The organism is Variovorax sp. MHTC-1, from assembly GCF_003984645.1.
Classification (GTDB): domain Bacteria; phylum Pseudomonadota; class Gammaproteobacteria; order Burkholderiales; family Burkholderiaceae_C; genus Variovorax.
The window spans coordinates 648,129-667,272 of record NZ_RWKI01000001.1 but is presented as its reverse complement, the minus strand read 5'-3'; the positions used below and the strand labels follow the sequence as shown (position 1 = coordinate 667,272).

The 19,144-nt window shown below is 66.6% G+C and carries 18 protein-coding genes and 1 riboswitch; of the genes, 9 read left to right on the top strand and 9 right to left on the bottom strand.

What is annotated here, in order from left to right; all coding sequences use genetic code 11:
* Positions 1-27: 27 nt before the first annotated feature.
* A complete protein-coding gene (gene ribD, locus EJI01_RS03165) occupies positions 28-1,146 on the bottom strand; it encodes a bifunctional diaminohydroxyphosphoribosylaminopyrimidine deaminase/5-amino-6-(5-phosphoribosylamino)uracil reductase RibD (RefSeq protein WP_126835631.1) in 1,119 nt (372 codons plus the stop codon).
* A gap of 98 nt (positions 1,147-1,244) precedes the next feature.
* Entirely contained in the window at positions 1,245-1,436 is a 192-nt protein-coding gene (locus EJI01_RS28620; RefSeq protein WP_185878792.1) for a hypothetical protein, read from the bottom strand.
* Here EJI01_RS28620 and EJI01_RS03160 point away from each other — a divergent pair.
* From EJI01_RS03160 to EJI01_RS03130, 7 genes are read left to right on the top strand one after another with little or no spacing between them, the layout of a single operon-like run.
* Positions 1,423-1,926 carry a GspH/FimT family pseudopilin gene (locus EJI01_RS03160; protein ID WP_185878791.1) on the top strand — a complete coding sequence of 168 codons (504 nt, stop codon included), beginning with the start codon at positions 1,423-1,425 and terminating at the stop codon, positions 1,924-1,926. The genes EJI01_RS28620 and EJI01_RS03160 overlap by 14 nt on opposite strands.
* Complete coding sequence (pilV, locus tag EJI01_RS03155) at positions 1,923-2,474, top strand: type IV pilus modification protein PilV (protein ID WP_126835629.1); 552 nt, start codon at positions 1,923-1,925, stop codon at positions 2,472-2,474. The genes EJI01_RS03160 and pilV overlap by 4 nt, the downstream gene beginning before the upstream one ends.
* Entirely contained in the window at positions 2,471-3,436 is a 966-nt protein-coding gene (locus EJI01_RS03150; protein ID WP_126835628.1) for a PilW family protein, read from the top strand. Before pilV ends, EJI01_RS03150 begins: the two co-directional genes overlap by 4 nt.
* On the top strand, positions 3,433-4,002 hold the full coding sequence (locus tag EJI01_RS03145) for a PilX N-terminal domain-containing pilus assembly protein (RefSeq protein ID WP_126835627.1): 570 nt from the start codon (positions 3,433-3,435) through the stop codon (positions 4,000-4,002). Before EJI01_RS03150 ends, EJI01_RS03145 begins: the two co-directional genes overlap by 4 nt.
* A gap of 26 nt (positions 4,003-4,028) precedes the next feature.
* Entirely contained in the window at positions 4,029-4,877 is an 849-nt protein-coding gene (locus EJI01_RS03140; protein WP_126835626.1) for a hypothetical protein, read from the top strand.
* Positions 4,874-5,842, top strand: a complete 969-nt coding sequence (locus EJI01_RS03135; RefSeq protein WP_126835625.1) for a pilus assembly protein — start codon at positions 4,874-4,876, stop codon at positions 5,840-5,842. The genes EJI01_RS03140 and EJI01_RS03135 overlap by 4 nt, the downstream gene beginning before the upstream one ends.
* A complete protein-coding gene (locus EJI01_RS03130) occupies positions 5,842-6,315 on the top strand; it encodes a type IV pilin protein (protein ID WP_126835624.1) in 474 nt (157 codons plus the stop codon). Before EJI01_RS03135 ends, EJI01_RS03130 begins: the two co-directional genes overlap by 1 nt.
* Here EJI01_RS03130 and nrdR read toward each other — a convergent pair whose 3' ends face one another.
* The 3 genes from nrdR to EJI01_RS03115 form a co-directional block, all read right to left on the bottom strand.
* The gene (gene nrdR / locus EJI01_RS03125) at positions 6,316-6,759 is read right to left on the bottom strand and encodes a transcriptional regulator NrdR (protein WP_126835697.1); all 444 of its coding nucleotides are present in this window, start codon (positions 6,757-6,759) and stop codon (positions 6,316-6,318) included.
* 99 nt (positions 6,760-6,858) lie between these two features.
* Complete coding sequence (glyA, locus tag EJI01_RS03120; protein WP_126835623.1) at positions 6,859-8,103, bottom strand: serine hydroxymethyltransferase; 1,245 nt, start codon at positions 8,101-8,103, stop codon at positions 6,859-6,861.
* Between the two features lie 42 nt (positions 8,104-8,145).
* Positions 8,146-8,272: riboswitch (ZMP/ZTP riboswitch) on the bottom strand.
* A gap of 39 nt (positions 8,273-8,311) precedes the next feature.
* Positions 8,312-9,148 (bottom strand): transglycosylase SLT domain-containing protein, encoded by an 837-nt coding sequence (locus tag EJI01_RS03115; RefSeq protein WP_126835622.1) that lies wholly within the window; start codon positions 9,146-9,148, stop codon positions 8,312-8,314.
* 593 nt (positions 9,149-9,741) lie between these two features.
* Between EJI01_RS03115 and EJI01_RS03110 the strand changes: the two genes are divergently transcribed.
* Positions 9,742-13,542, top strand: coding sequence for a DUF748 domain-containing protein (locus tag EJI01_RS03110; protein ID WP_126835696.1), 3,801 nt, complete (start codon positions 9,742-9,744; stop codon positions 13,540-13,542).
* Positions 13,543-13,631: 89 nt separating this feature from the next.
* Positions 13,632-16,448 carry a DUF349 domain-containing protein gene (locus EJI01_RS03105; protein WP_260602288.1) on the top strand — a complete coding sequence of 939 codons (2,817 nt, stop codon included), beginning with the start codon at positions 13,632-13,634 and terminating at the stop codon, positions 16,446-16,448.
* 15 nt (positions 16,449-16,463) lie between these two features.
* Here EJI01_RS03105 and EJI01_RS03100 read toward each other — a convergent pair whose 3' ends face one another.
* From EJI01_RS03100 to EJI01_RS03085, 4 genes are read right to left on the bottom strand one after another with little or no spacing between them, the layout of a single operon-like run.
* Complete coding sequence (locus tag EJI01_RS03100) at positions 16,464-17,249, bottom strand: zinc-dependent peptidase (RefSeq protein ID WP_126835620.1); 786 nt, start codon at positions 17,247-17,249, stop codon at positions 16,464-16,466.
* Positions 17,249-18,010 (bottom strand): UDP-2,3-diacylglucosamine diphosphatase, encoded by a 762-nt coding sequence (locus EJI01_RS03095; RefSeq protein WP_126835619.1) that lies wholly within the window; start codon positions 18,008-18,010, stop codon positions 17,249-17,251. The genes EJI01_RS03100 and EJI01_RS03095 overlap by 1 nt, the downstream gene beginning before the upstream one ends.
* 7 nt (positions 18,011-18,017) lie before the next feature.
* On the bottom strand, positions 18,018-18,527 hold the full coding sequence (locus EJI01_RS03090; RefSeq protein WP_126835618.1) for a peptidylprolyl isomerase: 510 nt from the start codon (positions 18,525-18,527) through the stop codon (positions 18,018-18,020).
* Between the two features lie 17 nt (positions 18,528-18,544).
* On the bottom strand, positions 18,545-19,117 hold the full coding sequence (locus tag EJI01_RS03085; RefSeq protein ID WP_126835695.1) for a peptidylprolyl isomerase: 573 nt from the start codon (positions 19,115-19,117) through the stop codon (positions 18,545-18,547).
* Positions 19,118-19,144 lie beyond the last annotated feature (27 nt).

Genomic DNA, 19,144 nt, shown 5'->3' with positions numbered 1-19,144 from the left:
GATGCGAAGACGCCCCGGGGGCAAATCCTAAAACCGGTCGCGGCCGGCGACCCGCGCAACGATTCGCAGGTCCGGCCCGATCTGCTCGAAGGACTTGAACTCGAGCTCCAAGGCATCGCCGAGCGCGGTCAGCGCGCCCGCGGCATGCGGCTGGCTGGCCATGCCGAGCCCGTCACCGATGAATTTGGGAGCCACATAGACCAGCAGTTCGTCGACCAAGCCTTCACGAATCAAGGAGCCGTTGAGCTTGTGGCCGGCCTCTACGTGCAACTCGTTGACCTCGCGCGCGGCGAGATCGCGCAGCATGGCTGCCAAGTCGACCTTGCCTTGTGGGTTTGCAAGGTAGCTGACCGTGGCGCCGCGTGCTTCGAGCGCAGCCTGCCGGGCCTCGTTCCGATTGGCGGCATAGATCCAGACAGGCCGGGCCGCGCCGAATATCTTTGCCTCCGGCGGCGTCTGCAAATGGCTGTCCACCACCACCAGATGCGGCTGCCGCGGCGTTTGGACCAGCCGCACATCGAGCCGCGGGTCGTCTTCGAGCACGGTGCCGACGCCGGTCAGCACGGCACTGGCACGCGCGCGCCAGGCGTGGCCGTCGGCGCGGGCGGCTTCGGAGGTGATCCATTGGCTGATGCCGTTGGTCAACGCCGTTCTGCCGTCGAGCGAGGCGGCGACCTTGAGCCGGACCCAGGGTGTCTTGCGGACCATGCGGCTGAAGAAGCCGATATTGAGTTCGCGCGATTCGTCTGCGCCGGCGCCCACTTCCAATTCGACGCCGGCGGCGCGCAGGCGCTCGAAGCCCTGCCCTGACACCATGGGATTGGGGTCGGCGATGGATGCCACGACTTTTCGGACGCCGGCCGCAATCAATGCATCGCAGCAGGGGCCGGTGCGGCCATGGTGCGAGCAGGGCTCGAGCGTCACATAAGCGGTGGCGCCTTTGACCGAGCAATTGCGTGCGGCGGCGTCGCGCAAAGCCATGATTTCGGCATGCGGGCCGCCCGCCATTTGCGTCGAGCCTCGACCGATCACCGTGCCTTCTCCGTCGAGCAGGACGCAGCCGACACGGGGATTCGGCTCCGTTTCGACGCTCGCCTGCCGGGCGAGATCGAGTGCCTGGGCCATGGCCTGGATATCTCTATTCATGGGCTGCCAATTCACAATTCTTCGGATTTAGATTTGGTTCAGATTTAGCGAGAATTTCCGTTGATCCTTCAATTCAATCCGTTTGTCGAAAGATTTATTCATGCATTGCTTTGGGAAATTAGACTTCGCGCCGAATTGATTTGAGCAAGGGAGAAGCGTTCGCGCCGGCCTGTCGGCGTGGATTGCACAGGTATGAAGCGACTATTTTGCTTGCGAACGCCAGAAAAATTCGGGCGCAGCTTGGGGCAAGGCGGCTTCACGTTGATCGAGACGTTGGTGACGATCGCCATTGCAGCCATTCTCATGTCGATGGCGGCGCCTTCGATGCGCAACCTGATCGAGCGCAACAGCGTCGCGGACAGCGTCGACAGCTTCGTCAGCGCCATCAGCCACGCGCGCGCCGAAGCGATCAGGCGTGGGCTTCCGGTGACCCTGTGCCGCAGTATCAACGCGGCGACGAGCGCTACGCCGGCCTGCAGCGCGGACCCGGCTTGGGAGGCCGGCTGGATGGCCTTCGTCGACCTCGACGGCGACGGCACTTTCGAGTCCATCCACGGCGATAGCCTGCTGCGCGTACAAGGCGCCTTGAACAAGAGCGGGGGAATCCGCCAGGGCACCTACGCAAGCCTCCGGTTCAGGCCCACGGGCACGCTGAAGAACGGCGCTTCGACCTTCATCTTCAAGTCGCCGTCGAACAACGAGTCACTGCAGCGCGGCGTCTGCGTCGGCTTCGTTGGGCGAGTCCGGCTCATCTCCGGCACCGAGAGCTGTTCATCATGACGAGACGTTCGTGCCACCAGGCCGGCGCCTCCCTGCTCGAGGTGCTGGTGGCGATCCTGGTCATGTCTTTCGGCTTGCTGGCCCTGGGGGGCCTGGCAGCGGCTGCGCAGCAGTACGTGAAGATGGCGCAATACCAGTCCATCGGCATGGCACTGGCGGCGGACCTGGGCGAGCGGATGCGCGGCAATGTCCAGGCCTTCCAGAAGGGCGCCTACGCCAGGGCCGCGGCGTACTCGACTGCGGCGGTCACGGCACCTCCGTGCAAGATCAAGACCGCTTGCACAGTCGATGAAATTGCTGCCATCAACATGGCGCAGTGGATCGGTGAACTGCAACAGCGCCTGCCGGGCGGCGATGCGTATGTCCAGCGCGATGCCATCAATCCCCTGGCAACCGATGTCTGGCTGCTCTGGATCGACCCCGATGACGAATTCGGCAACGTCGGCCGACGCGTTGGAGAGACGCGTGATTGCCCGGCTAGCGCGGTGGCCGGCATCAAGGATGGCGCGCCCAGGCCGCGTTGCATGTACTACCGCATCAGCATATGAAGAAGATCGAAAGTCGCTCGCCTTCTGCGCGCGCGCAGGGCCGCACCCTGCTCGAACTGCTCGTCGCCATCACGATCGGCCTCGTGGTGCTGGGCGCGCTGATCGTCGTCTATCTCTCCACTGGCGCCAGCAGCCGACAAGCCACGGCGATCTCGCGGATGAACGAGGACGCGGCGATTGCGCTCGACTTCGTCGGGACGCAGCTTCGCATGGCCGGCTTCAGCATTCCCCGCCGCAGCGTGGCAGCCGGCGCCGTGATGGTCGACAAGGTGCTGGTCTCCGTGCCCGACAGGAATTTCATCGGTGCCGCCATCCGCGCCTGCGACCACGGCTTCGCGAATCCGACCGTCGCCGCGTTCGAGGATCTCGCGTGCAGCGACGCGGCGACCGGTGCCGCCGCGTTCGCGCTTCGCTTCGAAGGTGCCGACGAGGCCGGTAGCGACGGCGCGCGCGCCTTGCTGCCCAATACCGACTGCCTGGACCAAGCCGTCGCTGCAACCCGGTACTCGGCAAGCGCCATGAGTGACTCTTACCCGTCGTATCCGCTCGTCGAGTCCCGCTTCATTGTCGGCGTCAGCAAGTCGAACGGCACGCCGGAATTGTCATGCGGCGGCAACGGCAAACCGTCGTTTGCCTCGCAGCCCATCACGCAGTACGTGGAGGACATGACGCTGCGCTACGGCCTGGCTGCGGACGGCCAGAGCCCCGACGTCGTGCAGTACGTCGACAAGGCGGCCGACGTCGATGCTCTGGGCGGGACCGTCGATCAGCGCTGGTCCCGCGTCGTGACGGTCCGGCTGTGCCTGCTCATGCGCAGCGCCGAGCCCGATCCGGCGGGTGCTGGCAAGTATGTCGACTGCGATGGGCAGCCAGCACTTTCCGGCGACGGGCTGATCCGCCGCGCCTACGTCAGCACCATCGCGCTGCGCAACCGCGGCGGGTTCGCGGGAGGCGCGCCATGAGCTCGCGTATCGCAACCATGGCTCGCGAGCGCGGGATCGTGCTGATCCTGGCGCTGGTACTGCTGGTCCTGATCTCGCTCGTCGCCACCGTGGCTATCCGCCGAGCGACCTCCGGCGAGCAGGTGTCCAAGGCCTTGAGGACGCACACCGTGGCGTTCCAGGCGGCGGAAACGGCGCTGCGCTTCTGCGAAGACCAAGTGCTGAGGAATTCCAAGGTCGTGAGCGGCGTCGACGAGTTGCAGCCGGCTCCCTATCCGATGGACGGTAGCGCGCCGATGCTGTGGAGCAACCGGACCAATTGGGAACCCGGGGTGCGCAAGGCGATCGCGATCGATACCACCATGGTCAACTCCAAAGACAGCGCGGCAAGAAAGCTGCCGTCGACTGCGCTGCCGCGCTGCATGGTCGAGCGGATGCGATTGGACAGCGACGAGGGCGCCGAGGTCGATGCCTTCCTCATCACCGCGATCGGCTTCAGTGCCGACTACCACCAAACAACATCGACAAGCCCCCCCGACGCGGGTGGCGAGGTGTGGCTGCAGTCCACGGTGACGCGCAGGCGCTAGCAAGAGAAGGAACAGGAGGAACGAAGATGAAAACCTGGATTCGACTATCGGCCGTGATTGCGGCGGGTGTTCTGGTGGCGGGCAATGTGTGGGCAGGCTTGTCGCAGGTGCCCTTGACGCGATCGAACTCCTCGGTTTTTCCGAATCTGATGTTCACGCTCGACGACTCAGGATCGATGGAATTCGAGTGCTTGCCCGACTCGATCTGCTCCGTGCCCGGGGTCGTCGCAGGAGCCGTGGCGTGGTATCCGGCGGGGGGCTATTGGGATTGCTGCCGCTCGGTGGCGACTTACAAGAGCAGCTCGTTGTTTGCGCGTCGAATACGGTCGGCCGGGACCAATTCTCTTTACTACAACCCGGAGATCCGCTACCGACCCTGGCTCAAGGCAGATGGCTTGCGGTTTCCCGAGTATTCCGAGACCGAGGCTCCGCTCGATCCGCAGAATCCTGCGACAAAGGTCAATCTGGTTGCGACGCAGACCGTCACCGCGTTCTGGTGCGAGGACTTGACTGCCGCCTGCACGGTTGGTCAGCTGAGCGCCAGCGCGGAGACCTTCTGGCCTGCCCAGTACTACCAGCTCGCGCCCGGGGCAACGGGCAGGAACCTGGCCGACTACACGCAGGTCCTGATCTCGTCTTCCAACAACAGCTATCCGAAGAGCGCGAATCGTCAGGATTGCACCGGCGACACCTGCACCTACAAAGAAGAAATACAGAACTTTTCGAACTGGTTCACCTATGCGCGCAATCGCCTCAAGGTCGCCATAGGCGGTACGTCCGAAGCATTTGCCGATGTGCCATCGGGGTTCCGCGTGGGCTACGGCACGATCAACAGCCCTACGACCACTGTCGACGGCGAAGAAATCTGTACATGATCGACGCACGAACCGGCTCACGCGTGGCCGTGCTCGACACCGGTGAGGGAACGACAGACAAGCCCAACGGCCTTGGCGGCGTTAAGCTGGTGCGCGATGGCGCCAAGCGCATCGTGGCCGCTTTTGCCGGCGACCTCTACGGGAACCTGTGGAAGTTCGACCTGTCGTCGCCCACGGCTTCGGAATGGGGCGTGGCCTTCGGCGGAAATCCGCTCTTCCAGGCCGCGAACAGCAAAGGCGAGCCGGAGCCCATCACCGCGGCGCCCAATGTCACGCGCCACCCGCTCGGGGGCCTCATGGTCCTGGCCGGATCGGGCAAGCTGTTCGAAAGGGAAGACTCCGACAATCAGTCGGAGCGGACCTTGTACGGGGTCTGGGACAAGGTGAAAGTCGGAGCAAGCTCCGCCAAGTCCGATGATCGCGTCACCGACAACGATCTGCTCGTGACGCAGACCATCGAGAGGCTGACCATCGGCGACGCGTCCGGCAACTACTTCGGCCTCAGCAACAACGGCGTGGACTATGGAGCGGGCGACGACGCGAAGAAGCGGGGCTGGAGGATTCGCATGAACATCGCCTTGGGGCAGCGCCTGATCTACGAACCGCAGCTGCACTCCGGCCGCGTGATCTTCGACACCATGGTGCCCGGCGGCACTGCCACCGGCTGTACCGCCACCGAACCGCGCGGCTATCTCTTCGTACTGGACCCGTTCACCGGTGCGCCCGGGCGCGACGGGCCGACCTTCGATACCAGCGGCGACGGGTACATCACTGCGGCGGACAACGCCGCGGCGGTCATCACGAGCCATGGATCCATCGGCGACAAGGCAATAGTCGGCGTGCCCGATGCCGGGTCTTCTTCGCAGGTTCGCGTCGAAGGCGCTGGTACCAGCGAGCTGGTCCAGCTGGGCAAAACCCCCATCGGCCGGCAATGGCGGCAGATTGCAACGCCTCCCGCGTACTGATGAGCGCCGCCATGCGAGTCCCTGAACAATCCATGCGCCACCTTCGAGGCTTCACTCTCATCGAGGTGATGATCGTGGTCGCGATCGTCGCGATCCTCGCTTCAATCGCCTATCCCAGCTACGTCGAGTCGGTCCGCAAGTCCAGGCGCGCGGAGGCGCGGGCCCAGCTGTTGGAAGCGGCGCAGTACATGCAGCGCTTCTATTCGCAGAACGACAGTTTCAAAAGGGCGGTCGGCACGGGCACCGACATGACGCTGCCCAGCGAGTTGAAAATCGTGCCCCCGCAGGGCGCCCAGACTTATGCGATCGATTTCGTGACGAACTCCCTGACGCCGAGCTCATTCAATCTCCAGGCCACGCCCACCGGTTCGATGAAGGGCGATCGCTGCGGCACGCTGCAACTGGACAACGTCGGGCGCAGAAACATCAAGGACGCCAAGGCCGGCGTCGCGATCGAGGACTGCTGGCGCTGATCAGATATCCCGCAGCAGTTGCCGAAACTCGTCCACGTCCTCGAAGCTCCGATAGACGGAAGCGAAGCGCACGTACGCCACCTTGTCCATGCGCTTGAGCTCCCGCATCACCAGTTCTCCCACTTTCGTGGATTCGATCTCCCGCAGCCCGCTGGACAGCAGCTTCTGCTCGATGCGCAACAGCGCATGGTCGATCTGCTCGATGCTCACCGGCCGTTTGCGCAGGGCCAGCATCATCGAGGCGCGGACCTTCTTGGGCTCGAAGTCGGCCCGGCTGCCGTCCTTCTTGACCACGACCGGGAAGTTGACGTCCGGGCGCTCGTAGGTGGTGAAGCGCTTTTCGCAGTCGCCGCACTGCCGGCGGCGCCGCACGAAGTCGCCGTCTTCCGACACGCGGGTCTCGACGACCTGCGTTTCGAGGTGACCGCAAAAGGGGCATTTCATGCGGCCGCCCTCGCGCTCGGCGCCGGGCCGCCCCAAGGCGAGCGCAGCCCCCTCGGGGGGCAGCGAGGACACGCAGTGCCGAGCGTGGGGGTCATGTTCCTAACGGTAGACCGGGAACCGGCTCGTCAACGCGTTCACCTTGGCGCGCACCGCCTCGATGGTCGCGGCGTCGCGCGGGTTGTCCAGCACGTCGGCGATCAGGTTCGCGGTGGCACGCGCCTCCTCGTCCTTGAAGCCGCGCGTGGTCAGCGCCGGGGTGCCGATGCGCACGCCGCTCGTGACCATCGGCTTCTCGGGGTCGTTCGGGATCGCGTTCTTGTTGATCGTCATGTGGGCGCTGCCCAGCACGGCCTCGGCTTCCTTGCCGGTGATGCCCTTGGCGCGCAGGTCGACCAGCATCACGTGGCTCTCGGTGCGGCCGCTCACGATGCGCAGGCCGCGTTCGGTGAGCGTTTCGGCCACGATCTGCGCGTTCTTGACCACCTGCTGCTGATAGGTCTTGAATTCTGGCGAGAGCGCCTCCTTGAAAGCCACCGCCTTGGCAGCGATCACGTGCATCAGCGGCCCGCCCTGCAGGCCGGGGAAGATCGCGCTGTTGATGGCCTTCTCATGCTGCGACTTCATCAGGATGATGCCGCCGCGCGGTCCGCGCAGGCTCTTGTGGGTGGTAGACGTCACGACGTCCGCATGCGGCACCGGATTGGGGTAGACGCCCGCGGCGACCAGGCCCGCGTAGTGGGCGATGTCGACCATGAAAATCGCGCCGACGTCCTTGGCAACCTTGGCGAAGCGCTCGAAGTCGATGCGCAGTGAATAGGCCGAGGCGCCCGCGATGATCAGCTTCGGCGCGTGTTCGTGCGCCTTGCGCTCCATCGCGTCGTAGTCGATTTCTTCCTTGTCGTTGAGGCCGTAGCTCACCACGTTGAACCACTTGCCGCTCATGTTGAGCGGCATGCCGTGGGTCAGGTGCCCGCCTTCGGCCAGGCTCATGCCCATGATGGTGTCGCCCGGCTTCAGGAAGGCCAGCATGACGGCCTCGTTGGCGGAGGCGCCGCAATGCGCCTGCACGTTGGCCGCGTCGGCGCCGAACAGCTGCTTGACGCGGTCGATCGCCAGCTGCTCGGCCACGTCGACATGCTCGCAGCCGCCGTAGTAGCGCTTGCCGGGATAGCCTTCGGCGTACTTGTTGGTGAGCTGCGTGCCTTGCGCGGCCATCACGGCCGGCGACGCATAGTTCTCGCTCGCGATCAGCTCGATGTGCTGTTCCTGCCGGGCGTGCTCGGCCTGGATGGCGGCCCAGATTTCGGGATCGGTCTGTTCGACCAGGATATTGCGGTTGTACATGGCAGTCCTTTAAGACGATGGTCCTTGTTCTTCAACCAAAACAAGGGCTGCCCAGGCGAACGGCTGAACGCCTGCTCAAGACCGCGGGCGGCACGCTTCCCAGTGGTGTTCCACGTCAGCGCAATGCACCTGAAAAGGGTTGCGCCTATCGCCAGTCGCGTGCCGGCCGAGTGTAGCTGACGGCGGTGGCCGCCGTCTTCGAAAGGGCCTATAGATCGGACAGCAACGCCACGCTCTGCGTGTTCGCTTCCGCCGGCTTGGCGGGTGCCACCACAGGCAGCGGCTGCGCCCGCATGCCGGGCGGCGTCGGCGTGGTGGTGGGGGGCGTGCGTCCGGCGACCACCTGCTGCAGGCGCGCATGTTCGGCCAGCACCTTGCTTGCATACCCGCCATCGTCGGGCAGATTGGCGGCGCCTACGTAGAACTTGAGGCCACCCTCGAGCGAACCCGCGCGCGCGATGCATTCCTGCAGCACCTTGACGCCGACGCGCATGTTGGTCACCGGATCGAAGGCGGTCAGGGTGCCGCCCGCGCTTTGGTACTTCTCGCCGTGCACGCGGGTCATCACCTGCATCAGGCCCTGGGCGCCGACATGGCTCTGGGCAAATGGATTGAAGCTGGATTCGACCGCCATGATCGCCAGGATCAGGGTCGGATCGAGCTTGGTGCGCTTGCCGAGTTCGAAGGCTTCCGCCACCAGCACGCTTAGCGGCTCGGCGGCCACACGGTACTTCTTGCTCAGCCAGTAGGCGACCGCGGCCTGCGGCTTGGGCAGCTCGTGCGGGCTCGCGGCCGTTGTGCGGTCGATGGCCGTGGGCTCGAGATCGGTTGCCTCCGGCGGCGGCTTGCGCGACTGGAGCCAGCCCATGAGCTGTTCCTCGCCCGACTGGCGCAGATCCGGACGCGCGGCCAGCGCCAGCGCAGCGAACACGATGGCCAGGCCGACCAAGGCAAAGCCGTTATGAGTGATCTCGAAAAAACCGTCGGCCACATCGGACACGAAGGTCCGCAGCCCGCGGGCCGTGGCTTCAAACGCCTGTTTCATCGCTCTTCCTTTCTATGCGGCACCTGGGTCGCAGCGCCGGAAAGGCGATGGTCGTAGGCAGCGGCGCTTGATTGGTACGAATCAGGTTCCGCGCATGGAAGGGGAGAAGGGCGCGGCCACCTGATTAAGCCGAAAGAATTCAGCAGCGGATACTGGGAGAGTCCCGGCTGCCAGGTGGCTGCGCGGGCTGGCCGGATTCTAGGAGGCGCTAAATACCCGGTCAAGAATAATGATTAGAGTTTTTATGCTAGTGACGGTTGAAAGAAAGGCCCGAATCGCCGGCTGCCGCTTCATTGAAAAGCTCATTTGCAATCCTCGAAGCGCGCGCCTACCCTGAGGAGGCCTGAGCTATCAGGCGTTAAACCAAGGTCCAGCAACCCGAAGAGCAATCGGACGGTTCAGCGGCCGAGGCCCAATGGTGGCAATCTTTTGCTGCCAGCACGGTCGGAACGAATGAACTTCCGGTCGAGCGAAAAGATGGCATGGGCGTTGCGCCCGCCATCGAGCCCGGAGGCCAGACTTCGCGTCGAGCCGCCGGGCTTTCTTCTTTCTGGGAAGGCACTCGCACTTTTGCGGCACACTCGCCCCCGATGATGAACGCAGCTTCGCTGAAACAAAATAAGTGGGTGCGACGGGGAGTGCTGGCGTTGCTGGTGCTGCTCGGTCTCTGGCTGCTCGCCTGGCTGGCGGTGCCTCCGATCGCCAAGAGTCAGATTCAGAAGATCGCGAGCGAAAAGCTGGGCCGCCAGGTCACGGTCGGCAAGATCGACTTCAAGCCCTGGACGCTCGAACTGACCCTGAAAGACTTGGCGATCGCCACGGCCGACGGCAGCCGGCCGCAGGTGGCGGTGGCACGCATCTATGCCGATGCCGAGCTGCAGTCGATCCTGCGCCTGGCGCCGGTGATCGACGCCGTCGCTATCGACGCGCCAGCCGTCCTGCTGACGCACCTGGCGGACGGCAAGTACGACATCGACGACATCCTGGCCAAGCTCACCGGCGCACCCGACGCGCCCAAGAGCGAGCCGCCGCGCTTCGCGATCTACAACATCGCCATCACCGGCGGGGCGGTCGATTTCGACGACCAGACCGTCAAGCGCAAGCATGAGCTGCGCGATTTCGTGCTCAAGGTGCCATTTCTCAGCAACCTGCCTTCGCAGCGCGAAATCAAGACCGAGCCCAAGCTGGCCTTCGTCCTGAACGGCAGCGCATTCGATTCGGCCGCTTTCACCACCCCCTTCGCGGAAAGCCGCAAGACCGACGCGCAGGTGCATTTCAAGGATCTGGACCTGGCGCCCTACCTGGGCTACATCCCCGGCGGCCTGCCGGTGGCCCTGCGAGCCGGCAAGCTCGACGCGGACCTCAAGATCGACTTCGAACGCGCCGCGACCGCGGGACTCAAGCTCACCGGCACGGTCGCGGCGCACAGCATCAAGCTGGCGGATTCGAAGGGACGCGATCTGCTCGGCTTCGATTCGCTCAAGGTCTCACTGGCCGACGTCCGGCCGCTGGAGCGCGTGGTGCATCTGGGCGAGGTCGCGCTGGCTGCGCCGCAGCTGGTCGTGGCCCGCGATGCGGCCGGGCAGCTCAACCTGGTGGCCACCGGCCGGGCGACCGGCGCGACCGAAAAAGTAGTGCCCGCCACGGCCCCAAATGCGAACGGCGAGCCTGTGCCGAAGCCGGCCGAGCAGCCGGGCTGGCGCGTGCGGGTCGACAAGCTGGCGCTTTCCGGCGGCGAGATCGGATGGCGCGACCAGACCACCCAGCCGGTAGCCGCCATCGACGTGAAGCAACTCAACATCGAAGCCAGCGCCGTGACTTGGCCGATGGACAAGCCGGCGCCTTTCAGCGGCTCCACCTCCGTCGGCGGCGCTCCCCTCAAGTTCAGCGGCGAGGCGACCGACAAGGCGGCCAAGATCCAGACCGAGGTCGAGGGCTTGCCGCTGTCGCTGGCGGCTCCCTATCTCGCGCAAAGCCTGGAGCCCACGCTCGACGGCAAGCTCAGCGGCCAGATCGACGTAGCCTGGGCCCAACCCGATCTCAGGTTCAAGGCACGCCGCGTCGCGGCCGACGGACTCGCGCTGACCCAGGCCAAGACCGCGCTGGCGAGCGTCGGGCGCTTCGAGCTCGTCGATGCCGAAGTCGACATGACGAAGCACACGCTCGCGATCGCCTCGTTCACCGCCACGAATCCCAAGGTCATCGTCGAGCGCGACCACGAGAAGCGCTGGATGTTCGAGCGCTGGCTGAAAACGCCGGCGGGCGGCACCCAGGGCCAAGGCGCGGCCGCCAAGGTCGCGCCACCCAAGCCCAGCGCGGCTGCCCCGGGCGCCAACACCAAGCCGTGGGAGCTTTCGATCGGCACGGTGGCGGTCGACAACGGCGCGCTCTCTTATTCGGACAAGGCCGGCGACACGCCGGTGGCTTTCGAAGTCAGTGCGCTGAAACTCAACGCGCAGAAGATCGCGCCCAACACCGCCACCGCCTCGCCCTTGCAGCTTTCGGGTCGCATCCGCGCCGGTCGCGCGGAAGCCGGGCGCTTCGACTACAAGGGCTCGGTCGCGCTCAAGCCGGTGGCGGCCGAGGGCCGGCTGGAGATGGTTTCCATTCCGGCCCATGCCTTCAAGGCTTACTACGCCGATGCACTGAACATCGACATCCGGCGCGCGTTCGCCAACTACCGCGGCACGGTCAAGTTCGCGACGGCGCCCGCCGGTATGAGCCTCAAACTGGCCGGCGATACGGCGCTCGACGATTTCCGCGCCAACAGCACCACGCTGACCCAGTCGCCCGGCACGGCGACCCGGAGCAATCAGATCCTGAGGTGGAAGACCCTGAGCCTGCGCGGCCTGCAGGTCGACATGGTGCCCCGCGCGCCGCTGGCCGTGGATGTGCGCGAAACCACGTTGACCGACTTTTTCGCCCGCGTGATCGTCGACCCGACCGGCCGTCTCAATCTGCAGGACCTCACCAGGAAGCCCGAGCAGGCGACTGCCGCCGCGGCGCCGGCCGGCGAACCCACCACGCGCCGCAGCCTGGGCGGCACGACCACCACGGCAACCGCCAAGCCCGCTGCGCGTTCGGGCGGCGCCCCGGTCTCAGCGGAAGCCATGGTCGGCGGCGGCGCCGAGGCCGCCGCACCGGCCCCGGCCGCTGTCGCCAAAGCGCCGGCGCCTGACAACGGCGGCCCCGCGCCGGTCATCAATTTCGGTCCGATGAGCATGGTCAACGGCCGCATCGATTTCACCGACCTGTTCGTCAAGCCCAATTACTCCGCAGACCTCAGCGAACTGACCGGCAAGCTCAGCGCCTTCTCTTCGAAGCCGCAAGGCGACAGGCCGGCGCTGGCCGATCTCGAATTGCGCGGCAAGGCGCAGCAAACCGCGCAGCTCGAGATCACCGGCAAGCTCAATCCGCTGGCCAAGCCGCTGGAGCTCGACATCACGGCGAAGATGCGTGAGCTCGACCTGCCGCCGCTGTCGCCGTATTCGGTGCGCTACGCCGGGCACGGCATCGAGCGCGGCAAGCTCAGTATGAACGTCACCTACAAGATCACGCCCGACGGCCAGCTCACCGCCACCAACAAGCTGGTGCTCAACCAGCTGCAGTTCGGCGAGGAAGTGCAGGGCGCGCCGAACAGCCTGCCGGTGCGGCTCGCGGTCGCTCTGCTGGCCGACCGCAATGGCGTGATCGACATCGACTTCCCGGTCAGCGGCTCGCTCAACGATCCGCAGTTCAGCCTGGGCCCGCTGATCTTCAAGGCGATCGTCAACCTGATCGTCAAGGCTGCCACCTCGCCCTTCAGCCTGCTGACCGGCGGCCTCGGCGGCGGCGGCGGCGAATCGAGCACCATCGTCTTCGCGCCCGGCAGTTCGGATCTTTCGCCGGCCGCCAAGGAAAGCCTGGACAAGGTGGCGAAGGCGCTCACGGACCGGCCCGGCCTGCAGATGACCGTGGTCGGCACCGCCAGCCTCGAGCGGGAGCGCGAGGCCTACCAGCGCCAACGCCTGCGTGCGCTCACCCAGACCGAAAAGCGCCGCGCCGCGGTACGCAGCGGCAACCAGAATGCGGCCGATGTGACGCCCGTGACCGATGCCGAGTATCCGGAGCTGCTCGCCGCGGTGTACAAGCGCTCCGAGATCACCAAGCCGCGCAACATGATCGGGCTGGCGAAGGATCTCCCGGCCAAGGAGATGGAAGACCTGCTCATGGCCAGCATCCCGGTCGACGAGGAATCGATGCGGCAACTCGCCGTCGAGCGCGGCGCCGTGGTGCGCGACTACCTGCTGGCCCAGAAGCTGCCCAGCGAGCGCCTGTTCCTCGGCGCGGTGCGCACGAGAGCGGCCGGCAACGATTGGAAACCAGGCGCCGAACTGAATCTGGCGACCCGCTGAAAGCAGGGCACAAGTCGGTGAAAATGGCGGAGTGCGCCGGCAAATGCCGGCGCCTTCGCTTTTCCTCTTCAGATAACGACATTCGCGCAGTGACTTCAACTTCCACCAAGCCCAACGACCTCCAGTCCCTCGACACGATGACCGGCGGCGCCTTCACTGCACCGACCTCGGGTGAGCGTGCCCAGCGTGTCCGCGATTGGCTCGCGGGCAATCCGGCGCCTGAGCAGATGCAGGAGGTGTTCAAGGAATTGAGCGGCCGCGACAAGGGCGCCGCGCGCCTGCTGCGCGAGAAGCTCGACGAGCTCAAGCGCGCCAAGGGCCAGGAAGCCATTGCCGCCGAATGGGCGCAAAAGGCCGAGGCGCTGCTGGCCCAGCCCAAGCTCAACATTGCCGACGCGCTGGCCTGGCAGCGCGACGCGGCCAAGGCGGGTGCACCCCTGTCGCGCGAGCCGCTGGCCGGCTTCAAGGCCCGGTTGGCCGAACGCGTGAAGGGCATCGAGGACCTGCAGCACCGCGCGCAGGTTCACCGCGAGGCCGCCGTGCTGCTGGCGCAGCGCTTCGAAGTGCTGTCGACCAAGAGCTGGCGCGACGCGCAAGCCGCCGAGGAAGCCTTGCGCGCCGACGTCGCGCACTGGCAGCAGCAGGCCGCGGAGATCACGGCCGACGGCAACTGGAACAGTCTCGACGCCAAATTCGCACCGCAATTGGAGTCTTCCAAGGCGCAGTTGCTGGTGGTGTCCGATGCGTTCCACCAGGCGCTGGCGCAGACCATCGCCGCGGCCGAGGATGCGGCCGCGCCGCTGCCGCCCGTGCCGGTGTGGGCCGACGAGCTGCGCGTGGCGCGCGGCGGCGTGGCCGAGGCGGCTGCGCCCGCGGCGCCGAAGCCGCCCGTGCCGAAGGTCGATCCCGAGAAGCGGGTCGCCGCCCAGGCGGCCGTGGAAGCCGCGCTCGCCAAGCTCGAAAAGGAAACTGCCGAAGGCCACGGCAAGGCCAGCGCCGGCGCCGCTGCCGCGCTGCGCGCCGTGCTCAAGGAGCACGGCAAGCTGGTCGAGCCGCCGCTCGAAGCCCGCGTGCATGCGGCCCTGGTCGCTGCCGGCGAGCTCGAAGGCTGGCAGCGCTGGAGCGCCGACAAGGTGCGCGAGGAACTGGTGGCCAAGGCCGAAGCCCTGCTCAAGCGTCCCGAAGGCCAGGCCCTGGGCGGCCGCAAGATGCAGGAAACCTTGCGCACCCTGCGCGAGCAATGGAAGCAGGCCGATCAGGGCGGCGTACCCAATCACGCGCTCTGGAAGCGCTTCGACGAAGCCTGCAACGAAGCCCACAAGGTGGTCGAGGCTTGGCTCGAGAAGGTGCGCGCGGACGCGGCCGAGCATCGCGCCCAGCGCTTGGCGCTGATCGAGGAAGTGAAAGCCTGGGCCGCCGAACACGCGGATGCGTCCGATCTCAAGGCGCACAACCGCGCGCTGCACCAGTTCGCCGATCGCTGGCGCGATGCAGGCCACGTGGGCGAGAAAGTGTTCGCCGAATTGCAGCCGCAATGGAACGAGGCCTTCGGTGCCGCACGCGCGCCCTTCGAAGCGCAGCAGAAGGCCAGCATCGAGCGACGCCAGGCGATGATTGCCGAGGCCGCCGAACTCGGCGCCTCGCCGATGCTGCGCATCGATGCGGTCAAGGCGCTGCAGCAGCGCTGGCAGGCCGAGGCCCAGACCGTGCCGCTCGATCGCCGCCAGGAACAGAAGCTGTGGGACGCCTTCCGCGCGCCGATCGACGAGGCCTTCAATCGCAAGAGCGCCGAGCGCGAGAAGGCGGCGGCTGCCGTGAGCGAGCACGATCGCAACGTGCTCATCGCCTCGAAGGCGCTGGATGCGGCCAACAGCACCGGCGATGCGCAGAAGATCCGCGCCGCCGTCGCGCAGCTCGAAGCCGCGCTGCGCGGCGAAGCACCTCCACCCGCTGCCAAGCCTCAGCCCGCGGCCGCCGATGGTCCGCCGGTCGGTGCCACCGAACTGACCGCGCCGGGCCAGGCCGCGGCCGAGTTCGGCGAAAGCGCCGAACAGGCCCCTGCGCCCGGCGATGCCGAGGCGTCGCCCGAGGTGCCGGCCGAAATCGCGGCATCGGCGCCCGATCTGGTGGCGCCGGCCGACAGCGCGGACCCCTCGGCCCGCACCGATGCCGCGGAGGCCGAAGCCAGCCCGGCACCCGCTGCGCCGCCCAAGCCGGCACCGAAGCCGGTGATCGCCGTGCGCGGCGACGACCGTCCCGGGAACAAGAAGGCCGAAGCCGCGCCGGCCGGACGCAGCGGCAAGTTCGGCGATCGCCGCGACAGCCGCGGCGCCCCGGGCGGCCGTCCCAATGACCGCGCGCCCCGTGCCGGCGATCGCGGTGCGCCGGCCGGCGCAGGCCGCTTCGGCGACCGTCCGCCGCGCTTCGAGGACCGTGGTCCGCGCCTCGGCGACGCTGCCTTCCGAGCGCAGCGAGAAGCGCTCGAACGTGCCGATCTGGCGCTGCGCAAGCTCGCGGCGCAGGCGCATGGCGAAGCGCTCACGCAGGTGCTCGGCGCCTGGGAGCAGCGCGACGCGTCGAAGCTGCCCAGCGTCCAGGAACTGGGCCGCGCCGTTACGCCGGCGGTGCGCGGCCAGTGGTCGCAGGCCCTGGCCGCAGGCCCGACGGCCGCGGCCGACGATGCGGCCGAAGCCTTGCTGCGTCTCGAGATGGCGGCCGAAGTGCCGACGCCGGCCGAGCAGCTCGATGCACGCCGTGCGCTGCAGCTGAAGCTGCTGACCAAGCGCGGCGATCCGGCGCCAGCCCAGACCTGGGGGCAGGATGCCGGCAAGGTGCTGGCCGCTGCGCACGATGCGGCATCGGCGCGCCGGCTGCAGAACGCGCTCAAGGCCCTGCTGCGCAAATAAGGGGCAGAGCGGCGTCTAGCGCTTGCCGAAGAACTCGTCGAACAGGGCCGCCAGTTCGGAGAACTCTGCGGCCAGTTTCGCGCGGTTCACGAAGTAGGCCTCGCAGGCCACGGCAAAGAACTCGCCGGGCGATTCCGCGGCATAGGCATCGAGCCACGGCGGCTCGCCGCCGAAGCGCTCGGCCACGATGATTTTCTCGCGGAAGGCGTCGTAGGCCGGCTGCAGCACCGCGAACCAGGCGGCGCGTGCATCGCGCGCCGACGAGGTCCCGGCGAAGCCGGCCGGCAGCGGCGGGCAGCCGTCGGCAGCACCGCCGTGCATGTCGATCTTGTGGGCGAACTCGTGGATCACGACGTTGTAGCCCGCGTCGCGCGTGATGCTGCTCGCGAGCACGTCCTGCCAGCTCAGCATCACCGGGCCTCGGTCCATGGCCTCGCCGGCCAGCACCTCGTCGTATTCGTGCACCACGCCCGTCTCGTCGGTCGTCTTGCGGCGCGCCACGGCTTCGGAGGGATGCACCACGATGCCGACGAAATCCTCGTACCAGCGCAAGCCGCCCCTCAGGTGCAGCACCGGTAGCACCGCCTGCGCTGCCACCGCGAGCGCGACCTCATCGGTGATCACGAAGCCGTGCGCTCCATGGAATTCCTTGTCGCGCAGGAATTCCGCCGCGAGGCGGCGCAGGCGCTCCAGGTCGGCCGCTGGCCGCTCGGCGAGAAAGGGATAGCGCGCCAGCGTGGCCTGCCATGCCGGCTCGGGAATCGAGGGCGGCGCGCGCAGGCCGCGCAGCCAGCCGAACATCAGCGCAGATCGACGCGTTGCGCGCCGGCGCTCGTAAGACAGAGCAATTGGGCGCGCGCCGGATGGGCTGTCAGGTCCCAGTCGCTCAGCACGATGCGCTCGAGTCCGCCGCCGAGCGCATGCGTCGCAGGCTTGTGCGTGTGGCCATGGACCAGCGTCGCTGCGTCCGCCTGCGCGAGCCATGCGCGCGCAGCATCGGCATCGACGTCGGCCCAGACCATTTCCGGGCTGCGCTTGCGGTCTTCGCTCTGCGTGCGCATCGACCGGGCCAGCGCGCGGCGCTCGGCCAGCGGGCGCGCGAGAAACGCGCTCTGCCAGGCCGGCGTTCGCACCTGGGCGCGGAATTGCAAGTACTCGGTGTCTTCCAGGCAGAGTAGGTCGCCGTGGCTCAGCAGCCAGCGCTTGTCATGCAGGACCAGCACGGTCGGATCGTCGAGGAGCGTCAGCTTGCATTGCGTCGCGAACGCAGCACCGATCAGGAAGTCGCGGTTGCCGTGCATGAAGAAAACCGGCCGGCGCTCGGCCGCCGTGCGCAGCAATTCGGCGCATTGCGCTTCGAAGCCGGGTTCGGCCGCCGCATCGTCGCCGACCCAGACCTCGAACAAGTCGCCGAGGATGAAGATCGCATCGGCCGGCGTGGTTTGCAGATAGCCGCGCCAGGCGTCGAAGGTGGCCGCGTCCGAGGCCTGCAGGTGGAGGTCGGAGAGAAGGTCGACCGTGTGCCACGCCGCAGGGGCCGCGAGCTCGGCGAAAGCCGTCATCGATGGATCAGTCTTTGACGACGGCCTTCTCGATCACCACGTCTTCGAGCGGCACGTCGTCGTGGAAGCCCTTGCGGCCGGTCTTCACGGCCTTGATCTTGTCCACCACTTCCTTGCCGCCCACGACCTTGCCGAACACTGCATAGCCCCAGCCCTGCGCCGACGGCGCGGTGTGATTCAGGAAACCGTTGTCGGCCACGTTGATGAAGAACTGGGCCGTAGCCGAATGCGGCGCGCTGGTGCGGGCCATGGCGACGGTGTAGTTGTCGTTCTTGAGGCCGTTGTTGGCCTCGTTCTGGATCTCGGCGCCGGTCGGCTTCTGCGTCATGCCCGGCTCGAAGCCACCGCCCTGCACCATGAAGCCGGGGATGACGCGGTGGAACACGGTGTTGTCGTAGTGACCCTTGGTCACATAGGCGAGGAAGTTCTCGACCGACTTCGGCGCCTTGTCCTGGTCGAGTTCGAGCGTGATCACGCCCTGGTCCTTGATGTGCAGTTCGACTTTGGGGTTGCTCATTGGGTTGCTCCTTTGGGTTACTTCGCCACGGTGGCGGACTGGATGGTGATGCTTTCGACCGGCACGTCCTGCATGCCGTTCTTGTTGCCCGTGCGCGCGGCGCGGATTTTGTCGACCACCTCGGTGCCCGCCACCACCTTGCCGAACACGGTGTAGCCGTAGCCGTCGGGGTTGGGTGCGTTGAGCATCGCGTTGTCCTTTACGTTGATGAAGAACTGCGAGGTGGCCGAGTTGGGGTTGCCGGTGCGCGCCATCGCGATCGTGTACTTGTCGTTCTTGAGGCCGTTGCCGGCCTCGAGCGGGATCGGCGCGCGCGTGGCTTTTTGCTGCAGGTCGGCCGTGAAGCCGCCGCCCTGGATCATGAAGCCGTCGATCACGCGATGGAACACTGTGCCGTCGTAGTGCTTGTCCTTGACGTACTGCAGGAAGTTCTCGACCGTCTTGGGCGCCTTGTCCGGCGCGAGTTCGATCACGATGTCGCCGGCCGAGGTGCTGAGCTTGACGCGCGGCGCGCTCTGCGCCCAGCTGGGGCTCGCGATGGCCAGGCTCGCGGCCAGGACCAGTGCCGTGCGGCGTGAGAAGACGTGCATGTTCAAGAGAAGACTCGCTTTCGAAGG